The organism is Streptomyces sp. NPDC052721 (assembly GCF_040678315.1).
Classification (GTDB): Bacteria; Actinomycetota; Actinomycetes; order Streptomycetales; family Streptomycetaceae; genus Streptomyces.
Map to the genome: position 1 here is coordinate 62,034 of NZ_JBFATL010000039.1, position 20,619 is coordinate 82,652.

Genomic DNA, 20,619 nt, shown 5'->3' on the forward strand with positions numbered 1-20,619 from the left:
TCCAGGCGTAGCCGAACCTCGCCCTTGCTAAGCGGACAAGTGTCCGTTACGTTTCCTGGAGCGGACAGCTATCCGCTTACGTTCACCATAGCGGCTGAGGCGGCCCTACGGCAGCGCCAGTCGCCCCCATCGGTCCCGGCCCCCCACACCCCGCACCGCACCCAGCACCCTGCGTCTTCGCCCCCCTTCGCCTCCCTTCGCCTCGCCCCACGCGGCACACACCGCACGACGCACCCCCCGCGCCGCCCACCCCGGCCGCCGGTCCCCCCGTCTGTCCCGGAAACGCGAAAGAAGCAGCCCATGGCCTCATCGACGTCCAGTGTCATCACCTTGAAGATCAACGGCGAGAAGTACACACTGCCCGTCGACCACCGCACCACCCTGCTCGACGCCCTGCGTGAGCGCCTCGATCTCACCGGTACGAAGAAGGGCTGCGACCAGGGGCAGTGCGGGGCCTGTACGGTCCTGCTGGACGGCCGCCGGTCCGTCGCCTGCCTGCAGCTGGCCGTGGCGGCCGAGGGCCGGGAGATCACCACCATCGAGGGCGTGGCCGACGGCGACCGGCTCCATCCCGTGCAGCAGGCCTTCCTCGACCTGGACGGCTTCCAGTGCGGCTACTGCACACCGGGCCAGATCTGCTCGGCGATCGGGATGATCGAGGAACACGCGGCGGGCTGGCCGAGCGCCGTCACCGAGGACGTCCGCCCCGAAGCGGGGCCACCACCCCTGACCGCCGAGGAGATCCGCGAGCGGATGAGCGGAAACCTGTGCCGTTGCGCCGCGTACGTCTCGATCGTCGACGCGGTGGCCCGCGCGGCCGGGGCCCGCTCGGACGAGGAACGCGTGCGCCCCGCGACGGGCGCCGAGGAGGCTGTGGCATGAGGGAGTTCGACTATCAGCGGGCGCACGACGTCGCCGGGGCCGTCGCCCTGCTCGGCGCCGATCCCGACACCCGCTTCCTCGGTGGCGGCACCAATCTCGTCGACCTGATGAAGACCGGTGTCGAGCGGCCCGCCCGGCTCGTCGACATCCGCGAACTCCCGCTGGACGAGATCGAGACCACTCCGGAGGGCGGCCTGCGCGTCGGCGCCACCGTCACCAACGGCGACCTGGCCGCCCACCCCGAGGTCCGGCGCCGCTACCCGGCGCTCGCCCAGGCGGTGCTGGCCGGTGCGTCCGGGCAGCTGCGCAACATGGCCACGGTCGGCGGAAACCTGCTCCAGCGCACCCGCTGCGGCTACTTCACCGACGTCACCCAGCCCTGCAACAAGCGGGTTCCCGGCAGCGGTTGCCCCGCCATCGAGGGCGAGCACCACAACCACGCGATCCTGGGCGCTTCCGGCCACTGCGTGGCCGTACACCCCTCGGACATGGCCGTGGCCCTGACCGCCTTCGACGCCGTGGTCCGGTTCGAGACGGCGGACGGGCCCGGGCAGGTGCCGCTCGCCGACCTCTACCTGCCCGTCGGGGACACCCCGCACCGGGAGACCGCCCTGCCGCCGGGCGCGCTGATCACCGGCGTCACGCTGCCGCCCGCCCCGGTCGCCGCCCGCTCCCGCTACCGCAAGGTCCGCGAGCGCGCCTCGTACGCCTTCGCCATCGGCTCCCTCGCCGCCGCGCTCGACGTCCGTGACGGCGTCGTCCAGGACGCGCGCCTGGCCCTCGGCGCCGTGGCCTCCCGTCCGTGGCGGGCCGTCGCGGCCGAGCGGGTCCTGACCGGCGCACCGGCCACCGCCGAGACCTACGCCGCCGCGGCGGACGCCGAGCTGGCGGCGGCACGGCCGCTGCCGCACAACGGGTACAAGGTGGACCTCGTCCGCAACCTCGTGGTGGCCGTCCTGACCGAACTCGCCGAGGAGGCCGCACGATGACCGCCGTCACCACCGGAACACCCGCGCAGGCTCCTGCCGTCGGCACCGGCCACACCCGTGTCGAGGGCAGGGACAAGGTCACCGGAGCGGCCCGCTACGCGGGCGAGGTGCCCTTCGCCGGCCTCGCCGACGGCTGGCTGGTGCTGTCCACGGTCGCCCGTGGCCGCGTCCGCGCCCTCGACACCGAACCCGTCCTCGCCATGCCGGGCGTCCTGGCCGTGCTGGACCACCGCAACGCCCTGCGCCTGGAAACCGACTACACCGGCCTGCTGGGCATGCGCCCCGACCCTACCTGCGCGGTCTTCCAGCACGACCGGGTGCCGCACCGGGGCTGGCCGGTGGCGCTGGTCGTCGCGGAGACGTCCGAGCAGGCGCGGGAGGCCGCGGAGTCGCTCGTCGTGCACTACGAACAGGAGCCGCACGACGTCGAGTTCACCGGCGAGCGCCCGGACGCGTACCCGCTGGACGGCCATATGCCGGCGGTCACGGAGAAGGGCGACCTCGACGCCGCCCTCGCCTCCTCGCCCGTCGTCGTGGACGCCGAGTACACCACCCCCGAAGAGCACCACAACCCGATGGAGCCGCACGCGGCGACCGCCCACTGGGACGGCGGACGGCTTGAGGTGATCGACTCCAACCAGGGCGTCACCTGGGTCGCCGGCGACCTCGCGAACCTCTTCTCGCTCGACCCGGCCTCCGTGCGCGTGCGCTCCGAGCACGTCGGCGGCGGCTTCGGCAGCAAGGGCGTCCGCGCCCACCAGGTGGCCGCCGTGATGGCCGCGACCGTACTGCAACGGCCCGTGCGCGTTGTTCTGACACGGCGTCAGATGTTCTCGCTGGCCGGTTACCGCAGCCCCACCACCCAGCGCGTCCGGCTCGGCGCCGACCCCGACGGACGCCTGCGCGCGCTGGAGCACCGCGCCGTCAGCGCCACCTCCACGGTGTACGAGTTCGTCGAGCCGAGCGCCGGGGTGGCGCGGGTGATGTACGACGCCGACGCCCACCACACCGCCAACCGCCTCGTACGGCTCGACGTCCCGAGCCCGACGTTCATGCGCGCCCCGGGCGAGGCACCCGGGTCGTTCGCGCTGGAGGCGGCGCTCGACGAGCTCGCCGAGAAGTGCGGGATCGACCCGGTCGAGCTGCGTCTGCGCAACGACCCGGACAAGGGCCCGGTGTCGGGCCTGCCGTTCGCCGGCCGCAATCTGGCCGCCTGCTTCCGGGAGGGCGCCCGCCGGTTCGGCTGGGCGGACCGGGACCCGCGTCCCGGGGTGCGCCGGGACGGCCGCTGGCTGCTCGGCACCGGCACGGCGGCGGCCTCGTTCCCGGCGGGCGCCGCGCCGTCCACCGCCGCCGCGACCGCGCACCCGGACGGCACCTTCACCGTGCGGATCTCCGCGGCCGACATCGGCACCGGCGCCCGTACCGCGCTCACCCTGGTCGCCGCGGACGCCCTCCAGGTGCCGCCGGAGCGGATCCAGGTGCGCATCGGGGACAGCGCCTTCGGCCCCGCGATGATCGCCGGCGGCTCCATGGGCACCCGCTCCTGGTCCTGGGCCGTGCGGGCCGCGGCCGGTGAACTGCGCGAACGGCTGGCCCTCGGCACCGGCATCCCGCCGGAGGGCATCACCGTACGCGCGAACACCGCCGAAGCCGTCGCGGCCCTGCCGCCCGCCGAACGCCACTCCTTCGGCGCGCAGTTCGCCGAGGTCGCCGTGGACGTCGGCACCGGCGAGGTGCGGGTGCGGCGCATGCTCGGCATCTTCGCGGCCGGCCGGATCGTCAACCCGCTCACCGCCCGCAACCAGCTGCGGGGCGGCATGATCTGGGGCATCTCCATGGCCCTGCACGAGGAGGCCGTCCGGGACCGCGCCTCGGGCGGCCATGTCGGCGCCGACCTCGCCGGCTACCACGTGGCCACCCACGCCGACGTGCCCCGCGTCGAGGCGGACTGGATCGACGACACGGACCCGGACGACCCGGTGGGCATCAAGGGCATCGGGGAGGTCGGCATCGTCGGCGCCGCGGCGGCCATCGCCAACGCCGTCTGGCACGCGACCGGCGTACGCCACCGCGCCCTGCCCATCCGGCCCGACCGCGTCCTGTCGGCCGCGACGGGAGCGCCGGATGCTTGACCTGGCCGAGGAGCTGCGCCCCTGGGTCGAGGAGGGCCGGGAGTTCGCCGTCGCCACCGTGGTGGCGGTCGGCGGCAGCGCGCCGCGCGGTCCCGGCGCGGCCCTCGCCGTCGACAGCGCGGGCACGGTCATCGGCTCGGTCTCCGGCGGCTGCGTGGAGGGCGCGGTCTACGACCTGTGCCGCGAGGCGCTGCGGACCGGCCGGAGCGTGCGCGAGCGGTTCGGGTACAGCGACGAGGACGCCTTCGCCGTGGGACTGACCTGCGGCGGGACGATCGAGGTGCTGGTCACGCCGGTGGGCGGCGAGACTCCCGTCCGGACCGTCCTGCGGCCGGCGCTGTCGGCCGCCGCGCAGGGCGAGCCGGCGGCCCTCGCCCGGGTCGCCCGGGGCCCGGCCGAACTCCTCGGCCGGGCCCTGCTGGTCCGCTCCGACGGCACGTCCGAGGGCGGTCTCGGCGGCCACCCGGACCTGGACCGGGTGGCGGCGGCCGAGGCCCGCGCCCTGCTGGAGGCGGGCCGCACCGGCACGGTGGACCTTTCGACGGACGGTTCGCACTGCCCCGGCGGCCTGACGCTGCTGGTCGAGTCGAACGTGCCGCCCCCGCGCATGATCGTCTTCGGTGCGGTGGACTTCGCGTCGGCGCTGGCCCGGGCCGGCAAGTTCCTCGGCTACCACGTCACCGTCTGCGACGCCCGCCCCGTCTTCGCCACACCTGACCGCTTCCCGGACGCCGACGAGGTCGTCGTCGACTGGCCGCACCGCTACCTGCGGCGCACCGCGACGGACGCCCGTACGGTCCTGTGCGTGCTCACCCACGACGCGAAGTTCGACGTGCCGCTGCTGAAGGTGGCCCTGCGGATGCCGGTCGCGTTCGTCGGGGCGATGGGCTCGCGCCGCACCCACGAGGACCGCCACCGGCGTCTGCGGGCGGAAGGCGTCACCGAACGGGAGCTGTCCCGGCTCCGCTCACCGATCGGCCTCGACCTCGGCGCCCGCACACCGCAGGAGACCGCCCTGTCCATCACGGCGGAGATCGTCGCCGCGCGGCGCGGCGGGACGGGGGCGCCGCTGACCGGCGGGAAGACGCCGATCCATCACGAGAACGAGGACGGGAGCGAGAACGGGGACGGCGGAGCGGCGGCGGTCGCCTGAGAGACCTCGGGAAACCCGAGTGCCCGGTCGACGGCGGTCAGCAGCTCGTCGGACAGGTCCACGCCGGACGCGGCGGCGTCGGCGTGGACCTGTCCGGGACGGAAGGCACCTGCACGGCCACCGGATTGCTTGCGCTTGCACGGATTGCTTGCGCTTGCATCTATGCCGCGTCTGCAACTATTGTCGACGACCGTAAGGCGTGCACGCATGGATCGGCACGCCTGGAAAGTACAACGGTCGCCCTCGGACGACGCGACGAGGGGTACCCAGACGGGACGCCCTCGCACTCGGCGGGCGGCGCGCTTCCGGAAGGACGGCACTGCCATGATCCCGATCCCGAACGTGACGCTGAACAACGGCATCGAGATGCCACAGCTCGGCTTCGGTGTCTTCCAGGTCCCCGACGACGAGACCACCGCGGCGGTCGCCACCGCGCTCCAGGCCGGATACCGCAGCATCGACACGGCCGCGATCTACGGCAATGAGCGTGGCGTCGGCCGGGCCATCGCGGAATCCGGCATCGCGCGCGACGAACTGTTCGTCACCACCAAGCTGTGGAACGAGGACCAGGGCTACGACGCGACCCTCGCGGCCTTCGACGCCTCCCTCGACAAGCTCGGCCTCGACTACGTCGACCTCTACCTCATCCACTGGCCCACCCCGGCCCGCGACCTCTACCTGGACACCTGGCGGGCCTTCGAGAAGATCCTCGGCGAGGGCCGCACCCGCGCCATCGGCGTCTCCAACTTCCAGGTGCCCCACCTGGAGCGGCTGCTGCAGAACACCGGCGTCACGCCCGCGGTCAACCAGGTCGAGCTGCACCCCGGCCTCCAGCAGGAGGAGCTGCGCGCCTTCCACGAGCGGCACGGCATCGCGACGGAGGCGTGGAGCCCGCTCGCGCAGGGTGCGGTCCTCGGTGACCAGGCGGTGGCGGACATCGCGGCCAAGTACGGCGTGAGCCCCGCGCAGGTCGTACTGCGCTGGCACCTGCGGATCGGCAACATCGTGATCCCCAAGTCGGTGACGCCCGAGCGCATCCGGCAGAACCTGGACGTCTTCGGCTTCGAGCTGACCGACGAGGACCTGCGGAGCCTGGCCGCTCTGGACCGGGGCCTGCGGACCGGCCCGGACCCCGACACGTTCGACTGAGCGCCGTACCGTCCCGCCCGTGACCGTTCGAGGAGGTTTCCCATGCACATCGACCTGACCGGCCGGACCGCGTTGGTCACCGGCTCCACCCAGGGCATCGGCCAGGCCATCGCCGTCGGCCTCGCCCGCGCCGGCGCGCGGGTGGTCGTCAACGGCCGTCGCCGCGAGACCGTCGAGAAGGCCGTGCAGGAGGTCCGTACCGAGGCCGGCGCGGCGGACGTCGTGGGCGCGGCCGGTGATCTGGCGACCGCGGACGGCGCCCGGGCCGTGCTCGACGCCGTGCCCCGGGTCGACATCCTCGTCAACAATCTCGGGATCTTCGGCGCCACCCCGCCGCTGGAGATCGAGGACGCCGAGTGGGTCCGCTATTTCGAGGTCAACGTGCTGTCCGCGGTCCGGTTGATCCGCGCCTGCCTGCCCGGGATGCGGGACCGGGGCTGGGGCCGCATCGTGAACGTCGCCAGCGACTCCGCCGTGGTGATCCCGGCGGAGATGATCCACTACGGCATGACGAAGACGTCCCTGCTGGCGGTCAGCCGCGGTTTCGCCAAGGAGGCCGCCGGCAGCGGTGTCACCGTCAACTCCGTGATCGCCGGGCCGACGCACACCGGCGGAGTCGAGGAGTTCGTCCGGCAACTCGTCGGAGACGAGCTGGGCTGGGACGAGGCGCAGCGCGAGTTCATGGTCAGGTACCGGCCCCAGTCCCTGATCCAGCGGCTCATCGAGCCCGAGGAGATCGCCAACATGGTCGTCTACCTCAGCTCGCCCCACGCCTCCGCCACCACGGGAGGCGCGCTGCGGGTCGACGGCGGCTACGTGGACTCCATCCTGCCCTGACGTCGGTACGTGATCCGCCTCACAAACTGTCAGAACCTGCGCTCCTTCGGTGTCTTGATTGCAAGGCCAGTGAAGAAGAGAGGCGAGACATGGGCGATCACGCCACCGATCCGGCGACCGAGGCGTTCGTCGAGTACCGGAACCTGCTGTTCACCGTCGCCTACGAGATGCTCGGCTCGGCCGCCGACGCGGAGGACGTCCTCCAGGAGACCTGGCTGCGCTGGATCGAGGTCGACCTGGCGCGGGTGAGCGACCGGCGCGCCTACCTCGTCCGGATCACGACCCGGCAGGCGCTCAACCGGCTGCGCGCGCTGAAGCGCCGCAGGGAGGCGTACGTCGGCCAGTGGCTGCCCGAGCCGGTGCTCACCGCGCCGGACGTGGCCGACGACGCCGAGCTGGCCGAGAGCGTGTCGATGGCGATGATGCTCGTCCTCGACCGGCTCTCGCCCACCGAGCGGGCGGTGTTCGTGCTGCGCGAGGTGTTCGACGTCGGCTACGCCGAGATCGCCGAGGCCCTCGGCAAGAGCGTCGCCGCCGTCCAGCAGATCGCCCACCGCGCCCGCCGGCACGTCGAGGCGGGCCGCCCCCGCACGGTGGTGTCGCCGGGCGCCACCCGGGCGGCCCTGGAGTCGTTCCGGCGTGCGCTGGAAACCGGGGACCCACAGGACCTCCTCGACGTGCTCGCCCCGCAGATCGTCCTCGTGAGCGACGGCGGTGGCCTCAAGCGGGCCGCGCTGCGGCCGGTCGTCGGCGCCGAGAACGTGTTCCGCTTCTACTTCGGCGGCTCCCACGGGAACAGAGGCACGATCACCTGCGACCCCACCGTGGTCAACGGCGGCCCCGCGCTCGTCGTACGCCTGGACGGCGAGCTCGACGGCGTCATGGCCGTCAGCGTCGAGGACGCCCGCATCACCGGCCTCTACTACGTCCGCAACCCGCAGAAGCTGACCCGCATCGCGTCCGAGACGACGCTCACCCTGCGCTGAGCACGCCGGACCACCACCGAGACACCGCCTGTCCGCAGAGCACGCACACGAGGGGGACCCACGATGGCCGCACAGACGACGGCGGAACACCGCAGCCACGCACTCCGCAGTCACGCCCTGCTGAAGGTCGCGGTCGCCCTGCAGACCCTGGCCCTCTTCTTCCAGGCGGCCACCGCCGGACTGCTGCTGTCCTCCGCCCACGGCGAGACGCTGCACAGCGCCGGCGCCCGCGTGATGTACGGCGCGTCGATGCTGTACGTGCTCGCCGCGGTCCTGGCCTGGCGGCCGGGCGGCGGATCGCCCCGCCCCGTCCTGCACGCCTCCGGCTTCCTCGTCCTCGCCTCGGTGCAGGTCGTTCTGGGCATCGCGCACATCCCGTCGCTCCATGTCCCCCTGGGCGCCCTCATGTTCGGCCTCAGCACCCTGGCGCTGGGCCAGGCGCTCACCGCCCGCCGTCCGGTGCGCTCCGGCGCGGTGTCGTAGCCGCCCTGCCGGGTCACGACGCCGGCGCGCGCGGACCCGTCGACGTGGAGCGTGAAGACGTCGGGACGGCCGTAGTGGCCGGTGGGGTCGAAGCCCGGCGCGAGCGAGGTCGGCCAGGTCGAGTTCGGCCGGCGCTGAGGACGAAGCAGCGGCCCTGAAGGGCGATGTGCCGCATCGGGGCCTGTAGGGATCACGGGCTGTGGCCCGGCCCCGCTCACGGAATTTCCTGTTCCGCCCAGATGATCTTCCCCTCGGGTGTGTACCGGGCTCCCCAGCGATGGGCCAGCTGAGCCACCAGGAACAGGCCCCGGCCGCCCTCGTCCGTGCTGCGGGCGTGGCGCAGCCGCGGGGCGGTACTGCTGCCGTCGGCGACCTCGCAGGTCAGACGGGCGTCGCGGAGGAGGCGCAGCCGGATCGGTGGGGCGGCGTAACGGATGGCGTTGGTGACCAGCTCACTGACGATGAGTTCCGTCGTCATGGCCAGGTCCCCGAAGCCCCATGCCTCCACCTGACGCGCGGCGCGCGCTCGGACGTCGGCCACGGCGGCCGGGTCCGGGGAGACGTCCCACGAGGCGACGTGGTCGGGCCGTACCGCGTGCGTACGGGCCAGGAGCAGGGCGATGTCGTCGGACTGGGGGCCGGAGACGAGGTGCTGGACGGTGGTCCGGCACAGGGTGTCCAGGTCGGTGCCGGGCCGGGCCAGGGCCTCGCCGAGCCGGGCCATGCCCAGCTCCATGTCGCGGTCGGCCGCCTCGATCAGGCCGTCGGTGTAGAGGCCGAAGAGGCTGTCCGGGGGCAGTTCGATCTCGCCGGTCTCGAATCCGATCCCGCCCAGCCCGAGCGGCGGACCGGCGGGCGGTGTGGGGAAGTCGACGTGTCCATCGGGTGTGACGAGGACGGGCGGCGGATGGCCGGCCCGGGCCATCGTGCACCGCCGCGTGACGGGGTCGTAGACGGCGTACAGGCACGTCGCCCCGAGGAACGCGCTCGCGCCGTCGTCGGCCGCCTCGTCGGTGGTCTCCTCCTCGCTGAGCCGGAGCACGAGGTCGTCGAGATGGGCCAGCAGGTCGTCGGGCGGCATCTCCATGTCGGCGAGGGTCTGTACGGCGGTGCGCAGCCGGCCCATCCCCGCCGCGGCGGTGATGCCGTGGCCGACCACGTCGCCGATCACCAGGCCCACGCGGGCGCCGGACAGCGGGATCACATCGAACCAGTCGCCGCCGACGCCGCCCGTCGGGTCCGCGGGCAGATAGTGCGAGGCCACCTCCAGCGCGGTGCCGCCGCTCAGGGCGTGCGGCAGCAGACTGCGCTGGAGCGTGACGGCCGCCGTGTGCTCCCGGGTGTAGCGGCGGGCGTTGTCGACGCACAGCGCCGCCCGCGCCACGAGTTCCTGGGCCAGCAGGACGTCGTCGGGCTGGAACGAGACGGGGTTGACCGAGCGTACGAAGGTGGTGAGGCCGAGGACGGTGTTGCGGGCCCGCATCGGCACGGAGACGAGGGAGTGCAGTCCGAACTCCTTGATGCTGCCGACCCGGTCCGGCTGCTCCGCGATCCAGAGGTCGTCGGTCGGGTCGAGCACCGGGACGAGCGTGGGCTCGCCCCTGATCAGCATGCCGGGGTCGCGCGGCGGAGGGAGGAAGTCCACCCGGTCCCCGATCCGCGCCACGGCCTCCGGGCAGCCCTCCCGCACCGAACTCATCCCGGCACGGCGCATCACCGGCCGCGCCGACGCCGGTCCCGCGTCGGTCAGCCACGCCCCGTGTCCCGCCGTGCTGAGGACGGGTTCCAGGAGGTCGACGACGACGAAGTCCGCGAGGCGGGGCACCGCGAAGTCGGCCAGCTCCTGGGCCGTGCGCATCACGTCCAGCGTCCTGCCGATGCTGGTGCCGGCCTCGTTGACCAGGGACAGCAACTGGCGGGCGTTCCACCGCTCGGTGACGTCCAGAACCATGTAGCAGACGCCGGTGACCGACTCGTCCGCGTCCACCAGGGGGAAGAAGGAGGTGGAGTAGGCGTGCTGGCGGTGGGGGTCGGACCAGCTCCATCCCACGTACTCGTAGTCGGTGACCGGGACCCCGGTCTCCAGGACCTTCCGCATCAGCCCTTCGAGGGTGGCGGTCTGCAGCCCGGGCAGCAGCTCGCTCAGCCGGCGCCCCAGCCGCTGTTCCCGGGGCACACCGCCCAGGCGTTCCAGGGTGTCGTTCAGCCACACGTAGCGCAGCTGCCGGTCCACCACCGCCATGCCGACCGGCGAGCGGGTCAGGAACCCGTCGAGGACCGACTCGCCCACGGTCCAGCGCTGCCGCCGCTCGCGCGCCGAGAGCAGAAAGCACTCGTCGCCGTGGATGCGGAAGACGGCGGACACCCGGAGGTCGACCTCGATCCGGTGGCCGTCGCGGTGCCGTACCGGGATGAGGCCGTTCCATCCCATGCCGGACCGGCACCGTTCGGCGATGCCGGCGATGCGCACGGGGTCCTCCGGCATGGCGGCCAGGCGCGTGGCGGACCGGCCGACGACCTCCGCCGCCGGGTAGCCGAGCAGGTCCTCGGCGCCCCGGGTCCAGCCGAGCACGATGCCGCGGCCGGAGAGCACGACGGCCGCGTCGCTGGACGCGTCGAAGAGGTCGCGCGCGCCGGCGGGCGCGGGGGGATAGGAGCCGTTTTGCACAGGATCCATGGGTTGTGTCCTTTACATGACTATGGTCCTTCTTGTCTGGCTGATGCGCACGATTCAAGGAAGGGGGCGAGTCCCCCGGCCGTGGTTCGCTGACGGTGGCCGGGGCTTCACGGGGCTGTGTCGCCCCCGCGGAGGACGGGAGGGAGCATGGAAGGAACCGGGCCTGGCCGGGGACCGGGGCCTGGGCCGGGCGCCGCCGGCCGGTACAGGAGGCGCAGGGATGACAGCCCAATCCTTCCCCGACGATGATCCGTACGACGTCGAGCCGCCCCGGCGGACCAGCCTGCTGGACGTGCTCAGCGTCGCCGCGCTGGTCCTCGACACCGACGGGCGCATCGTGTTCTGGACCCCGCAGGCCGAGGAGCTGTTCGGCTACTCCGCGGACGAGGCACTCGGCACACCGGCGGCCCGCCTGATCATCCACCCCGAGCACCTGCAAGCGGTCGTCAAGCTGTTCGCGGAGGTCATGGAGACCGGCCGGAGCTGGGCCGGCGCGTTCCCCATCCGGCACAAGGACGGCAGCACGCGTCTGATGGAGTTCCGCAACATGCGGCTGCTCGACGACCTCGGGGACGTCTACGCCCTCGGCCTCGCCGCCGACCACAGCCTGCTGCAACGCGTCGAGACCGATCTCGCCCTGTGCGAGCGGCTGATCAACCAGTCCCCGATCGGTCTCGCCCTCATGGACCCGGATCTGCGGTACCTGCTGGTCAACCCGGCGCTGGAGCGGATCGACGGCATCCCCGCCGAGGAGCACCTCGGCCGCGGCCTGCGGGAGACCCTGCCCTTCCCCGACGTCGACACCGTCGAGTCCGCGCTGCGTCAGGTCCTCACCACCGGCACCCCGCTGCTCGATCAGTACCACGTGGGCCGTCCCCGCTCCGACCCCGAGCACGAGCACGCCTGGTCCCTGTCGTTCTACCGCCTGGAGGACCCGAGCGGGCGGGTGCTGGGCGCGGCCACGTCGGTCGTCGACGTCACCGAACGGCACCGGGCGACGGCCGAGGCGGACCGGGCCCGGCGCCGGCTGGCCCTGATCGCCCACGCCTCCACCCGCGTCGGCACCAGCCTGGAGGTGGAGCAGACCGCCGCCGAGCTGGCCGAGATCGCCAGCGGCGAACTCGCCGACGTGGTCGCCGTGGACGTACTCGACTCCGCTCTGGCCTGCCGCCGCGTGCGCGAGCCGGCGGGCGGCCCGGAGCTGTTCCGCGCCCTCGCCCTGAGGGCGGCCCACCCCACCGTGGCGCTGCGCGCGGCCGACGCCCCCGGTGACCTCGCCTCCTACGACGGGGACCGCCTGGTCACACTGTGTGTGCACACCGGCCGGCCGGTCCTGGTACGGCACGTCGGCGAACGCGATCTGCGGCGGATCGCCCGGGACGCCGAGGCCGCCGCGCTGCTCGCGCGCTCCGGCGTCCACTCGTACCTCGCCGTGCCGCTGATCGCCCACGGCGAGGTGCTGGGCGCCCTCGACCTCAAACGCACCCGCAATCCGGCCCCGTTCGACGAGGACGACGTCATCCTGGCCGGTGAGCTGGCGAGCCGTGCCGCCGTCGCCATCGACAACGCCCGCTGGTTCCAGAGCGTGCGCAACACCGCCCTGACCCTCCAGCGCAGCCTGCTCCCCGACCATCCGCCGCACCACACCGGCCTGCAGCTGGCCTCCCGCTACCAGCCGGCGCAGGCCACCAGCGAGGTGGGCGGCGACTGGTACGACGTCATCCCCCTGACCGGCGACAAGACCGCCCTGGTCGTCGGGGACGTCATGGGCAACGGCATCGACGCCGCCGCCACGATGGGCCGGCTGCGCACCGCCACCTGTGCCTACGCGGACCTGGACCTGGACCCGGGCGAGGTGCTCCAGCATCTGGACAAGATCACCTGCGATCTGGAGCACTACATCGTGACGTGTCTCTACGCCGTGTTCGACCCGCACACGAGACGGTGCCGCATGGCCAACGCGGGACACATGCCGCCCGCGCTGGCCCGCGCCGGCGAGGCCCCGAGGCTGCTCGACCTGCCCTCCGGTGCCCCGCTCGGTGTCGGCGGCATCCGGTTCGAGACCGCCACGGCCGAGCTGGGACCCGGCGACCTGCTCGTGCTCTACACCGACGGCCTCGTCGAAACCCGGCAGCACTCGATCGACGACCGGTTGAACACCCTGCTCGGCTTCCTCGACGCACCCGAGCGGCCCCTGGAGGAGACCTGCGACCTCCTGCTGTACGGCCTGCGGCACCCCGACGACCACGACGACGTGGCCCTGCTCGTGGCCCGGGCCCTGTAGGTGCCGCGCCTGACAACCGGCGGCACAACGGCACGCTCGGTGTTGCGGCCACGGGCCGTTCCGTATGAGCGCATCGGATCAGCCAAGAGGGCAGCCACTTCCTAGAGTCGATAGGCAATTCTTTCGTCCCGGAGTGCTTTCAGTATCACTTGAAGCTCCTGCTTGCGCGCAAGGGAGCAATCCGGGCTGTTGATTTCCGCTTCAACCGTCGCGATGGCCTTGGCGTTCTGGTTGCGGATTTCACGCTGCTCCAGCTTCGCGAATATCCAGCTCATCACGACGGTGAAGGCGATGGCCACAACCGGGGCAAGATAGAGAAACAGTTTGCCTACGGGGCTGGGAAGCCAGTACCGAGGCCCCGCTGCTCCCCGCGCCTGTTACTTGAGTCGACACAGGTTCAGCCCCCGGGAGTCCGCTCTTGCAGGTGCCTCAAGTACTCCGCGGCTTCCTTGGGGTTGGAAAGGTCCAAGTCCACTTGCACCCCTCCCACCGTCATGCGCGCTCTTCTGGGATGGCGTGATCTCAACCAGACCACAGCCAAGCGGGACAAGGTAGAGAGAATTCCACTGAGCCCGGCGATAACGCCAAGCGTTACGACGTCGAAGTCCATCGTCCCCCTAGCGACTACGGGTACGGACGCGTGCTCAGCACCTCGAGAGCGAACCGGGCTCCCGGGGGCCTTCCTGACCACCGCTCAGCAACAAGTCGTCAGGCATCAGCAGCTGGCCGGCCCCGAACTCGGCGACTCCACACCCGCGAACACCTGGTAGTCCATCGACAGGCCGAACACTTAGACCTGTCCACGGCCCTGTTGACTCGCCGCGGTGACGAGGGTGGAGGAGATGTGGGCCAGGGCGGGGTCGGCAGCGATGAAGAACGTTTCGACTCCGGCCAGCTCGTGGTTCATGCGGGCCATCGGCATCTCGTAGTCCAGGTCGCGAACGCCGCGGACACCACGGATGACGACGTCGATTCCGACTCGGCGACAGTAGTCGACCAGCAGGCCGCCGGTGTGGGAGTCGACCGTGACGTTGCTCAAGTCGGTTGCTGCCGCGCGGAGCCGGTCCAGCCGTTCCGCGATGGGCAAGCGGCCGGCTTTGTTCGGATTGAACATCACGCACACGACGACCTCGTCGAACAGGAGGGCAGCGCGCCGGAGTACGTCCTGGTGCCCTTGCGTGACCGGGTCGAAGGATCCTGGGAAGAGGGCTCGCATGATCGGAAAGAGTAACAAGCGGTCGAACCCGGTAGTGAAGTGCCGGGGCAGCCAACTGGGCATGTCGCTGGACACCCGGGGTGGGAAACACTTTCGCGTGCCCCGAGCTGCTGCGTCTGATCGAGGCGAGGGGCGCCGCGCCTGGGCCGCCACCGTCGCCGCGGGACCGGCCGCCACGGCCAAGTCCGCGCCGCGGGACGCCCAGGCCGCCTCGGGAGCGCGAGGCCGTGCCGGCGTGGTGGACCGCGCCGGCGCGGCAGCTCCGGGACGCACTGCGGGAGGCCGGCCCGGATCGCGGTCGCTGGACCCGGTGGGATACGTCGCAGTCGCCGCAGACCTGCGGTGCCGTCGCCCGGCACCAGCTCTACGAGATCGCACCGCACACCGACGACGCCCAGATCACCCCGGGCGCCCCGCAGCCGCTGCCGGACGAGGCGGCACTCGACGGCGACAGCCGTCTCTTCGACCTGCTAGGTAGCCGACGGCGGTACCTCGACGACGAAGAACAGGAAGTTGGGCTTGGTCGAAAGGTCCTGGAAGCCGTCGGGGAACAGTTCACGGGCGGCCGGGTCGGGCTGCGGCTCGCTGATGCCGGCAAGGCGGAATCCGGCGGTGGTGAAGGCATCGGTCATCGCGTGCAGCGGCTTGCGCCAGAACCTCATCGGGACGGACCGCCCGTGGAACGTCCAGTCGAAGGTGTAGCTGGTGGTCGCGAAATAGTCGGGCCGGGGGTCCTGGAAGGTGTAGGCCACGATGGGGTGGTCCACCGACGCGATCAGCCGCCCGCCGGGCCTGAGCACCCGCCGCAACTCGGCCAGCGTCGGCTCCCAGTCCTCCAGGTAGTGCAGGACCAGCGACGCGACCACGTCGTCGAACGCGCCGTCCGCGAACGGCAGACGGTCGCTCAGGTCGGCCAGGTGGAGGGCCGCGTCGTCGCCGAGCCGCCGCCTGGCCAGCGCCAGCATCCCGGCGCTGGCGTCGATGCCGGTGACGACGGCACCGCGGTCGCGCAGGGCAGCGGACAGGGCGCCCGAGCCGCAGCCGGCGTCCAGGATCCGACGGCCGGCCACGTCTCCGGCGAGGGCCAGCATCGCGGGCCGCGCGTAGTACGCGTTCACGAGGTTGTTCTCGGTCTCCGCCGAGTACGCCTCCGCGAAGCTGTCGTAGTCGTTCGCCCGGGCCGGACCGGCAGACCGGTCGAAGCTCTCAGGCACCTCGGTGACGCGGTCCATCGCCGCAGCCCAGCCCGCCTGTTGGGGCGTTGACGAGGTGCACCTGACGGGCGCCCGGAGACGGCCTACGGCCAGGTGCCGGAGCCACCGTCATGCGTGGAGCTACGCTGCCTCGGGTCGCGCGGCGCGCACACCCGGGGCGGGCTCCTGCGCGTCGTCGAGGACCCAGGTCTCGTTCTCCCCGAAGTCAGGGGCCTGGAAGGGGTTCGTCGCCGGAGGCGGCGATGCCGCAGCGGAGCGGCGGGGTTGCCCTTCCAGGGCGGAGAACAGCGACGTCGAATCGATGAGAGGTCTCTCTTTCGTTACAGGTCCCCGAAGGGTCCTGGTGTGCCGTGACCGGGCACAACGGTCCTACAGCTTGGTCATCTTGGCGTACGGGCTCAAGATCCGCAATTGCGCCGAGCCGAAATCCACGAGTGCCGCGATTCCGTCCTCGATGCCCATGACCCGCCCGAGGCCGTACACATCGTGTGTGACCTGGTCACCTACGGCGAAGTGTTTGGGAGCCCGTACGACGGGGGCCTTGAAGGGGCTGGTGGGCAAGTGACGCTTCGGTGCAGCAGGCTGTGTCATGCCTCAGTATGAGCCCACGGGGCCCCCGTTTGCTGTGGCCGTTGGCACAGATCCGGACGGGAACAACTACGTCACCCCGCTGACCTGCGCTTTTGAGACGTGGCGCGGCAAAAATCAATCGCAGATCTCCTTCACTGACCATGGCTGACCTCCGCATCCGGCACGGTTGCGGCCCGCAGCCCCTCTCAGCCGACGACAGTCAGCCACGAGCCGGCCCGGTGCCGGCGTGGGTGTGACCGTGCTCGGCAGCGGCGCCCGGAGGCGTTCGCACGGGCTGAAGCCGGGCAGGGCCCAGGCGCCCCTCCGGCGGCTCGGGCCGAACCTTGCCCCGAACCGGGCCAGGGCCTCGTACGCCGCCTCGGCCTCGGCCTTACGCAGCCCTGGGGGCCTGGCGCGTCGCCGCGCGTTCCCCGACCTGTGCCGGCGCCGTGCGCTCCCTTCCGGGCCCACCCTCGGCAGGGGTGAATGGGCGGGCGGCGGATCGGCGCGGTCGGACTCGTCTACGCACCACCCGTCCCGGCGAGCAACGACTCCGTTTCCGCCCACAGCTGCCGTTGGACGTCCTCGTCACGGCCGGGCTCAGGGCACCGCAGCGGCTTGGCGTCGCGTACGGAGAAGTAGCCGCCGGTGGTGTGCGCGAACGCCGGATCGGTCGCCAGGCGGACGATGATCCGCGCGCCCCTGCGCGGGTCGCCGACCTTGAGGACGTTCAGGACGCGCCGCAGCGCGGCGGAGCCGGGCAGGTCGCGGCCGAGACCGGTGGCGTTGAAGCCCGGGTCGCAGCAGTTCACCGTGACCTTCGTGGCGTCCAGGCGCCGGGCCAGTTCCTGGGTCCACATGATGGTCATCAGCTTGGTCCGGCCGTACAGCGCCATCGACGCGCGCCGCGTGTAGGGGGCGGTGTGCCGCAGGTCCGTGGCCGGCGCGATGCTCCCGGCCCGCCGGGAGGCCTCGGAGGCGACATTCACGATCCGCGCCGGACCGGACGCCAGGAGCGTGTCCGTCAGCGACTGGGTCAGGGCGAACGGGCCGAGGTAGTTGACGGCGGTCATCTCCGCCAGCCCCTCGGCCGTGACGCGCTGGGCGAACGCGTGCAGGCCCGCGTTGTTGACCAGTACGTCCAGCCGCGCGTACCGCGCGGCGATCTCCCGGCCCGCCCGGCGGGCCTGTGCGACGACTCCGAGGTCGGCGAGGAAGACGTCGGCCCGCGCCGCGCCGCCTGTCGCTTCCTCCAGCTCGGCGAGCAGGGCTCCGGCCCTGTCCGGGGACCGCGCCACGATGCCGAGGTCGTAGCCGCGGCGGGCGAGGTCCAGGGCGGCGATCCGGCCCAGCCCGGAGGTCGCACCGGTGATCACAGCAACGGGACGGGTCACCGTTCCTCCATTCATGAGGTACCTCATCAATTCCGTGTGGGACGATACCCGACGTCATGAGCAAGCACGAAACAGCGTTGCCCGCCAGCCCCGACCCCGCGGACGTGGGCCTGCGGTTCCTGACCGTCGCCCACCAGGTCCGGGCAGCGGTCGATCAGCACATGGCCGCGGCCGGCCTGTCCCTGGCCCGCACCAAGCTGCTACGGCTCCTCGCCCAGCGCGGCGCTCTCCATCAGGCCGAACTCGCCGAGGCGCTCGGCCAGGCGCCCCGCTCCGTGACCCAGGCCGTCGAAGCCCTCGAACGCCTGCGGCTGGTCACCCGGACCCCCGATCCCGTGGACCGCCGGCGCAAGACCGTGACGCTGACCGAGCAGGGCCACGCGGCCCTCGCCGCCGGCGAGCAGGCGGGCACCCGGATACTCCAGCGCATCTTCGGCGCCCTCGACGCCCGTCAGCTGACGCGCCTGGAACAACTCCTCACGGACGCCGGCGAAGCCACCCGGCGCAGCGGCACACGCTGACCTCTCGGCCCGACGCGCGGCCGGCCGTGGCGGGCGGCCCCGCATGCGGCGGCCATGGGCCGGGGAGTCCCGCCCGCGCCCCGGCCACCCCGCCGTCAGCCGCCGTCGCCCCGCGCGACGTCCCGGGCCGTCCGCGCGGCCTTCTTCTCCGTGTCCGCGAGGGCGCCGCCACCCGCCCCGGCGAGCCCCTGGCGGATGGAACACGGCGAGGCCGTGCGCGGCACCGGCCACGCGGAGCGGCAGGCCGAACGCGCCGTCCGCGTCCGGGGCCACCTGCCGGGCCACGGCAGCAGAAGGCCGGCCACCTCGTCACCGGCCGCGGCGGCTCCGCGAACCGGGACTCGCCGAGACCCGCGTCGTGTCAGGTCCCGGGGTGGGCCGCCGGAAGGGCGGCGGTGCGCAGCAGTGTCAGTGTCGTGTCGAGGGCCGCTTCCAGGTGTCCGATGGCGCCGGTGGACATCAGGATGGTCACACCGCCCTGCACCGCCGCGACGAGTGCGGCCGCCGTCCGGTCGGCGTCCAGCCGCCGGTCGACCTCGCCGCTGTCCTGCATGTGCTGGATGCCGGTGCGCAGGGCTGACTGCCACTGGCCGAGCAACTGGCCCATGAGTGCCTGTGCGGCCCGAGTGGTGGGGCCCAGCTCGGTGATCAGCACGCCGAGCGGGCAGTTGCCGCCCTGCTGTTCGTACCGCCGTACCACCGCGTCGCGCCAGTCCTGCCAGGCCGCCCACGTGGTCAGGTCGCTGAGGTGCGGTTCCTGGTCCTCCAGGACGCGTTCGGCCTCGCGGGCGGCCACCGCCAGCAGCAACTCCTCCTTCCCGCCGGGGAAGTAGTGGAAGATCTGGCTCTTGCTGGTCGCGGTGCGGGCCCGGATGTCGTCGAGTGTCGTCCCGGCGGCGCCCCGCTCGCGGATCTCCTCGGCCGCGCCCTCCACGATGCGACGCCGGGTGGCCATGCCCTTGGGGGTCAGCCGCGGTGCGGTCCCTGCACTCATGCTCACGTGCCCTCCTCCACCCCACTCTGGACTTGCGGGTCCATTTTATGCGAGGGGGCACCCGCCTTCCTCTTCGAGTCGCCACCCTCTCAAAGCTCGCGTAACGTGCGGGAGTTGGCGTGGCGGAGAGGCGGCGGGGACGTGACACCCGGGGCAGTGACGCGGGAGCGGCTGGCGGGTGCGGCACGGGCCGCGCTGGGCGGGCGGCGGCTGGAGGCGGTCGAGCGGGTCGCGGGCGGCAGCAAGAAGGGCGTGTACCGGCTGGTGACGGACGACGCGTCGACGGCGGTCGCGTATGTGTGGGACGACCAGGAGAACCACTGGCCGGCGGCCCCGGGCGACGACGACCTCACCGACCCGTTCTCGCCCGGTCTCGGGCTGGACCTGTTCGAGGCCGCGCACGCGCGGCTGGACGCGCTCGGCGTCCGTGTCCCGGCGATCCGCCTGGTCGAGCGGGCCGGCGTGCACGGTCCGTCCGATCTGGCGGTCGTGGAGGACGTCCGGGGGGAGAACCTGCAGGACCTCCTCGCGCGCGACCCCCGCGCTGCCGCGCCGGTCGTGGACCGGCTCGGGGAGGCGCTGGAGGCGATGCGGCGTCACCGGGCCCCCGCGTACGGCAAAGTGGCCGTGGTCGACGGCGGAGGGACGTCACGCGGCACGTCGTGCGAGGGGGTCGTACTCGCCCGCGCGCTGCGGGACCTCGCGGAGGCCGCCTCGCGTGATCCGCGGATCGGCGCGGCCCGCGTCCGGCTGGAGGAGCGGCTGCGGGACCTGGCGGGCGCGGTGCGGCCCCGCGAGCAGTACGCCGTCGTGCACGGCGAGCTGGGACCGGACCATGTGCTGGTCGACGCGGACGGCCGCCCCGTGGTGATCGACATCGAGGGCACGATGTACTTCGACGTCGAATGGGAGCACGTCTTCCTGCGGATCCGTCTGGGGGACGCGTACGGGCCGCTGGCGGTGGCCGGCCTGGACGAGGACCGGCTCGCGCTCTACCTGTTGGCGCAGCGGCTCTCGCTGACGGCGGGGCCGCTGCGGCTGCTCGACGGCGACTTCCCCGACCGGGCGGCGATGGCGGGCATCGCCGAGCACAACCTGCGCGCGGCGCTCGACCTGTGCTGACCGCTTGACGCCG

General features: G+C 72.5%; 19 protein-coding genes and 1 pseudogene. 12 read left to right on the forward strand and 8 right to left on the reverse strand.

The window, feature by feature from the left end; translation table 11 throughout:
- Positions 1 to 300 precede the first annotated feature (300 nt).
- The 8 genes from AB0L21_RS30235 (at position 301) to AB0L21_RS30270 (ending at position 8,614) form a co-directional block, all read left to right on the forward strand.
- Positions 301 to 882, forward strand: a complete 582-nt coding sequence (locus tag AB0L21_RS30235; RefSeq protein ID WP_365708220.1) for a 2Fe-2S iron-sulfur cluster-binding protein — start codon at positions 301 to 303, stop codon at positions 880 to 882.
- Positions 879 to 1,871, forward strand: coding sequence for a xanthine dehydrogenase family protein subunit M (locus AB0L21_RS30240; RefSeq protein ID WP_365708222.1), 993 nt, complete (start codon positions 879 to 881; stop codon positions 1,869 to 1,871). Before AB0L21_RS30235 ends, AB0L21_RS30240 begins: the two co-directional genes overlap by 4 nt.
- A complete protein-coding gene (locus AB0L21_RS30245) occupies positions 1,868 to 4,006 on the forward strand; it encodes a xanthine dehydrogenase family protein molybdopterin-binding subunit (RefSeq protein WP_365787628.1) in 2,139 nt (712 codons plus the stop codon). The genes AB0L21_RS30240 and AB0L21_RS30245 overlap by 4 nt, the downstream gene beginning before the upstream one ends.
- Entirely contained in the window at positions 3,999 to 5,159 is a 1,161-nt protein-coding gene (locus tag AB0L21_RS30250) for an XdhC/CoxI family protein (RefSeq protein WP_365787630.1), read from the forward strand. The genes AB0L21_RS30245 and AB0L21_RS30250 overlap by 8 nt, the downstream gene beginning before the upstream one ends.
- A 324-nt stretch (positions 5,160 to 5,483) precedes the next feature.
- Positions 5,484 to 6,308: an aldo/keto reductase gene (locus tag AB0L21_RS30255; protein ID WP_365708228.1), complete on the forward strand. Its 825-nt coding sequence runs from the start codon at positions 5,484 to 5,486 to the stop codon at positions 6,306 to 6,308.
- Positions 6,309 to 6,350: 42 nt separating this feature from the next.
- The gene (locus AB0L21_RS30260) at positions 6,351 to 7,145 is read left to right on the forward strand and encodes an SDR family oxidoreductase (RefSeq protein ID WP_365787632.1); all 795 of its coding nucleotides are present in this window, start codon (positions 6,351 to 6,353) and stop codon (positions 7,143 to 7,145) included.
- 89 nt (positions 7,146 to 7,234) lie between these two features.
- A complete protein-coding gene (locus tag AB0L21_RS30265) occupies positions 7,235 to 8,131 on the forward strand; it encodes an RNA polymerase sigma-70 factor (RefSeq protein WP_365787634.1) in 897 nt (298 codons plus the stop codon).
- Positions 8,132 to 8,194: 63 nt separating this feature from the next.
- Positions 8,195 to 8,614, forward strand: a complete 420-nt coding sequence (locus tag AB0L21_RS30270) for a hypothetical protein (protein WP_365787636.1) — start codon at positions 8,195 to 8,197, stop codon at positions 8,612 to 8,614.
- A gap of 214 nt (positions 8,615 to 8,828) precedes the next feature.
- Here the strand turns inward: AB0L21_RS30270 and AB0L21_RS30275 are convergent, their stop codons facing one another.
- Entirely contained in the window at positions 8,829 to 11,291 is a 2,463-nt protein-coding gene (locus tag AB0L21_RS30275; protein WP_365787637.1) for a SpoIIE family protein phosphatase, read from the reverse strand.
- 220 nt (positions 11,292 to 11,511) lie between these two features.
- Here AB0L21_RS30275 and AB0L21_RS30280 point away from each other — a divergent pair, with 220 nt between their 5' ends.
- A complete protein-coding gene (locus AB0L21_RS30280; RefSeq protein ID WP_365787639.1) occupies positions 11,512 to 13,575 on the forward strand; it encodes a SpoIIE family protein phosphatase in 2,064 nt (687 codons plus the stop codon).
- 101 nt (positions 13,576 to 13,676) lie between these two features.
- Here the strand turns inward: AB0L21_RS30280 and AB0L21_RS30285 are convergent, their stop codons facing one another.
- The 3 genes from AB0L21_RS30285 to coaD all read right to left on the reverse strand — a co-directional run bounded on the left by AB0L21_RS30285 (position 13,677) and on the right by coaD (position 14,854).
- Entirely contained in the window at positions 13,677 to 13,874 is a 198-nt protein-coding gene (locus tag AB0L21_RS30285; protein ID WP_365787641.1) for a hypothetical protein, read from the reverse strand.
- Positions 13,875 to 13,972: 98 nt separating this feature from the next.
- Positions 13,973 to 14,266, reverse strand: coding sequence for a hypothetical protein (locus tag AB0L21_RS30290; protein WP_365787642.1), 294 nt, complete (start codon positions 14,264 to 14,266; stop codon positions 13,973 to 13,975).
- A gap of 99 nt (positions 14,267 to 14,365) precedes the next feature.
- Positions 14,366 to 14,854, reverse strand: a complete 489-nt coding sequence (gene coaD, locus AB0L21_RS30295) for a pantetheine-phosphate adenylyltransferase (RefSeq protein WP_365787644.1) — start codon at positions 14,852 to 14,854, stop codon at positions 14,366 to 14,368.
- 17 nt (positions 14,855 to 14,871) lie between these two features.
- On the opposite strand from coaD, the pseudogene AB0L21_RS30300 reads away from it, so the two are divergent.
- Positions 14,872 to 15,129, forward strand: a pseudogene (locus tag AB0L21_RS30300) (hypothetical protein); the annotation flags it as partial.
- A gap of 132 nt (positions 15,130 to 15,261) precedes the next feature.
- Here the strand turns inward: AB0L21_RS30300 and AB0L21_RS30305 are convergent.
- The 3 genes from AB0L21_RS30305 to AB0L21_RS30315 all read right to left on the reverse strand — a co-directional run bounded on the left by AB0L21_RS30305 (position 15,262) and on the right by AB0L21_RS30315 (position 17,969).
- Positions 15,262 to 16,023 (reverse strand): class I SAM-dependent methyltransferase, encoded by a 762-nt coding sequence (locus AB0L21_RS30305; protein ID WP_365787646.1) that lies wholly within the window; start codon positions 16,021 to 16,023, stop codon positions 15,262 to 15,264.
- A gap of 351 nt (positions 16,024 to 16,374) precedes the next feature.
- On the reverse strand, positions 16,375 to 16,596 hold the full coding sequence (locus tag AB0L21_RS30310; RefSeq protein WP_365711356.1) for a hypothetical protein: 222 nt from the start codon (positions 16,594 to 16,596) through the stop codon (positions 16,375 to 16,377).
- A 500-nt stretch (positions 16,597 to 17,096) separates the two neighbouring features.
- Complete coding sequence (locus tag AB0L21_RS30315) at positions 17,097 to 17,969, reverse strand: SDR family NAD(P)-dependent oxidoreductase (RefSeq protein ID WP_365787648.1); 873 nt, start codon at positions 17,967 to 17,969, stop codon at positions 17,097 to 17,099.
- A gap of 56 nt (positions 17,970 to 18,025) precedes the next feature.
- Between AB0L21_RS30315 and AB0L21_RS30320 the strand changes: the two genes are divergently transcribed.
- The gene (locus tag AB0L21_RS30320) at positions 18,026 to 18,490 is read left to right on the forward strand and encodes a MarR family transcriptional regulator (protein WP_365787650.1); all 465 of its coding nucleotides are present in this window, start codon (positions 18,026 to 18,028) and stop codon (positions 18,488 to 18,490) included.
- 361 nt (positions 18,491 to 18,851) lie between these two features.
- Here the strand turns inward: AB0L21_RS30320 and AB0L21_RS30325 are convergent, their stop codons facing one another.
- Complete coding sequence (locus AB0L21_RS30325) at positions 18,852 to 19,484, reverse strand: TetR/AcrR family transcriptional regulator (protein ID WP_365711362.1); 633 nt, start codon at positions 19,482 to 19,484, stop codon at positions 18,852 to 18,854.
- 156 nt (positions 19,485 to 19,640) lie between these two features.
- Here AB0L21_RS30325 and AB0L21_RS30330 point away from each other — a divergent pair, with 156 nt between their 5' ends.
- Positions 19,641 to 20,606 carry a phosphotransferase gene (locus AB0L21_RS30330; RefSeq protein WP_365787666.1) on the forward strand — a complete coding sequence of 322 codons (966 nt, stop codon included), beginning with the start codon at positions 19,641 to 19,643 and terminating at the stop codon, positions 20,604 to 20,606.
- The last annotated feature ends 13 nt before the right edge of the window (positions 20,607 to 20,619 follow it).

Excerpts from the sequence above, each read along its gene's own strand:
- AB0L21_RS30235 (WP_365708220.1), top strand. The coding sequence starts at position 301 with ATGGCCTCATCGACGTCCAGTGTCATCACCTTGAAGATCAACGGCGAG.
- AB0L21_RS30240 (WP_365708222.1), top strand. The coding sequence starts at position 879 with ATGAGGGAGTTCGACTATCAGCGGGCGCACGACGTCGCCGGGGCCGTC.
- AB0L21_RS30245 (WP_365787628.1), top strand. The coding sequence starts at position 1,868 with ATGACCGCCGTCACCACCGGAACACCCGCGCAGGCTCCTGCCGTCGGC.
- AB0L21_RS30250 (WP_365787630.1), top strand. The coding sequence starts at position 3,999 with ATGCTTGACCTGGCCGAGGAGCTGCGCCCCTGGGTCGAGGAGGGCCGG.
- AB0L21_RS30255 (WP_365708228.1), top strand. The coding sequence starts at position 5,484 with ATGATCCCGATCCCGAACGTGACGCTGAACAACGGCATCGAGATGCCA.
- AB0L21_RS30260 (WP_365787632.1), top strand. The coding sequence starts at position 6,351 with ATGCACATCGACCTGACCGGCCGGACCGCGTTGGTCACCGGCTCCACC.
- AB0L21_RS30265 (WP_365787634.1), top strand. The coding sequence starts at position 7,235 with ATGGGCGATCACGCCACCGATCCGGCGACCGAGGCGTTCGTCGAGTAC.
- AB0L21_RS30270 (WP_365787636.1), top strand. The coding sequence starts at position 8,195 with ATGGCCGCACAGACGACGGCGGAACACCGCAGCCACGCACTCCGCAGT.
- AB0L21_RS30275 (WP_365787637.1), bottom strand. The coding sequence starts at position 11,291 with ATGGATCCTGTGCAAAACGGCTCCTATCCCCCCGCGCCCGCCGGCGCG.
- AB0L21_RS30280 (WP_365787639.1), top strand. The coding sequence starts at position 11,512 with ATGACAGCCCAATCCTTCCCCGACGATGATCCGTACGACGTCGAGCCG.
- coaD (WP_365787644.1), bottom strand. The coding sequence starts at position 14,854 with ATGCCCAGTTGGCTGCCCCGGCACTTCACTACCGGGTTCGACCGCTTG.
- AB0L21_RS30305 (WP_365787646.1), bottom strand. The coding sequence starts at position 16,023 with ATGGACCGCGTCACCGAGGTGCCTGAGAGCTTCGACCGGTCTGCCGGT.
- AB0L21_RS30310 (WP_365711356.1), bottom strand. The coding sequence starts at position 16,596 with ATGACACAGCCTGCTGCACCGAAGCGTCACTTGCCCACCAGCCCCTTC.
- AB0L21_RS30320 (WP_365787650.1), top strand. The coding sequence starts at position 18,026 with ATGAGCAAGCACGAAACAGCGTTGCCCGCCAGCCCCGACCCCGCGGAC.
- AB0L21_RS30325 (WP_365711362.1), bottom strand. The coding sequence starts at position 19,484 with ATGAGTGCAGGGACCGCACCGCGGCTGACCCCCAAGGGCATGGCCACC.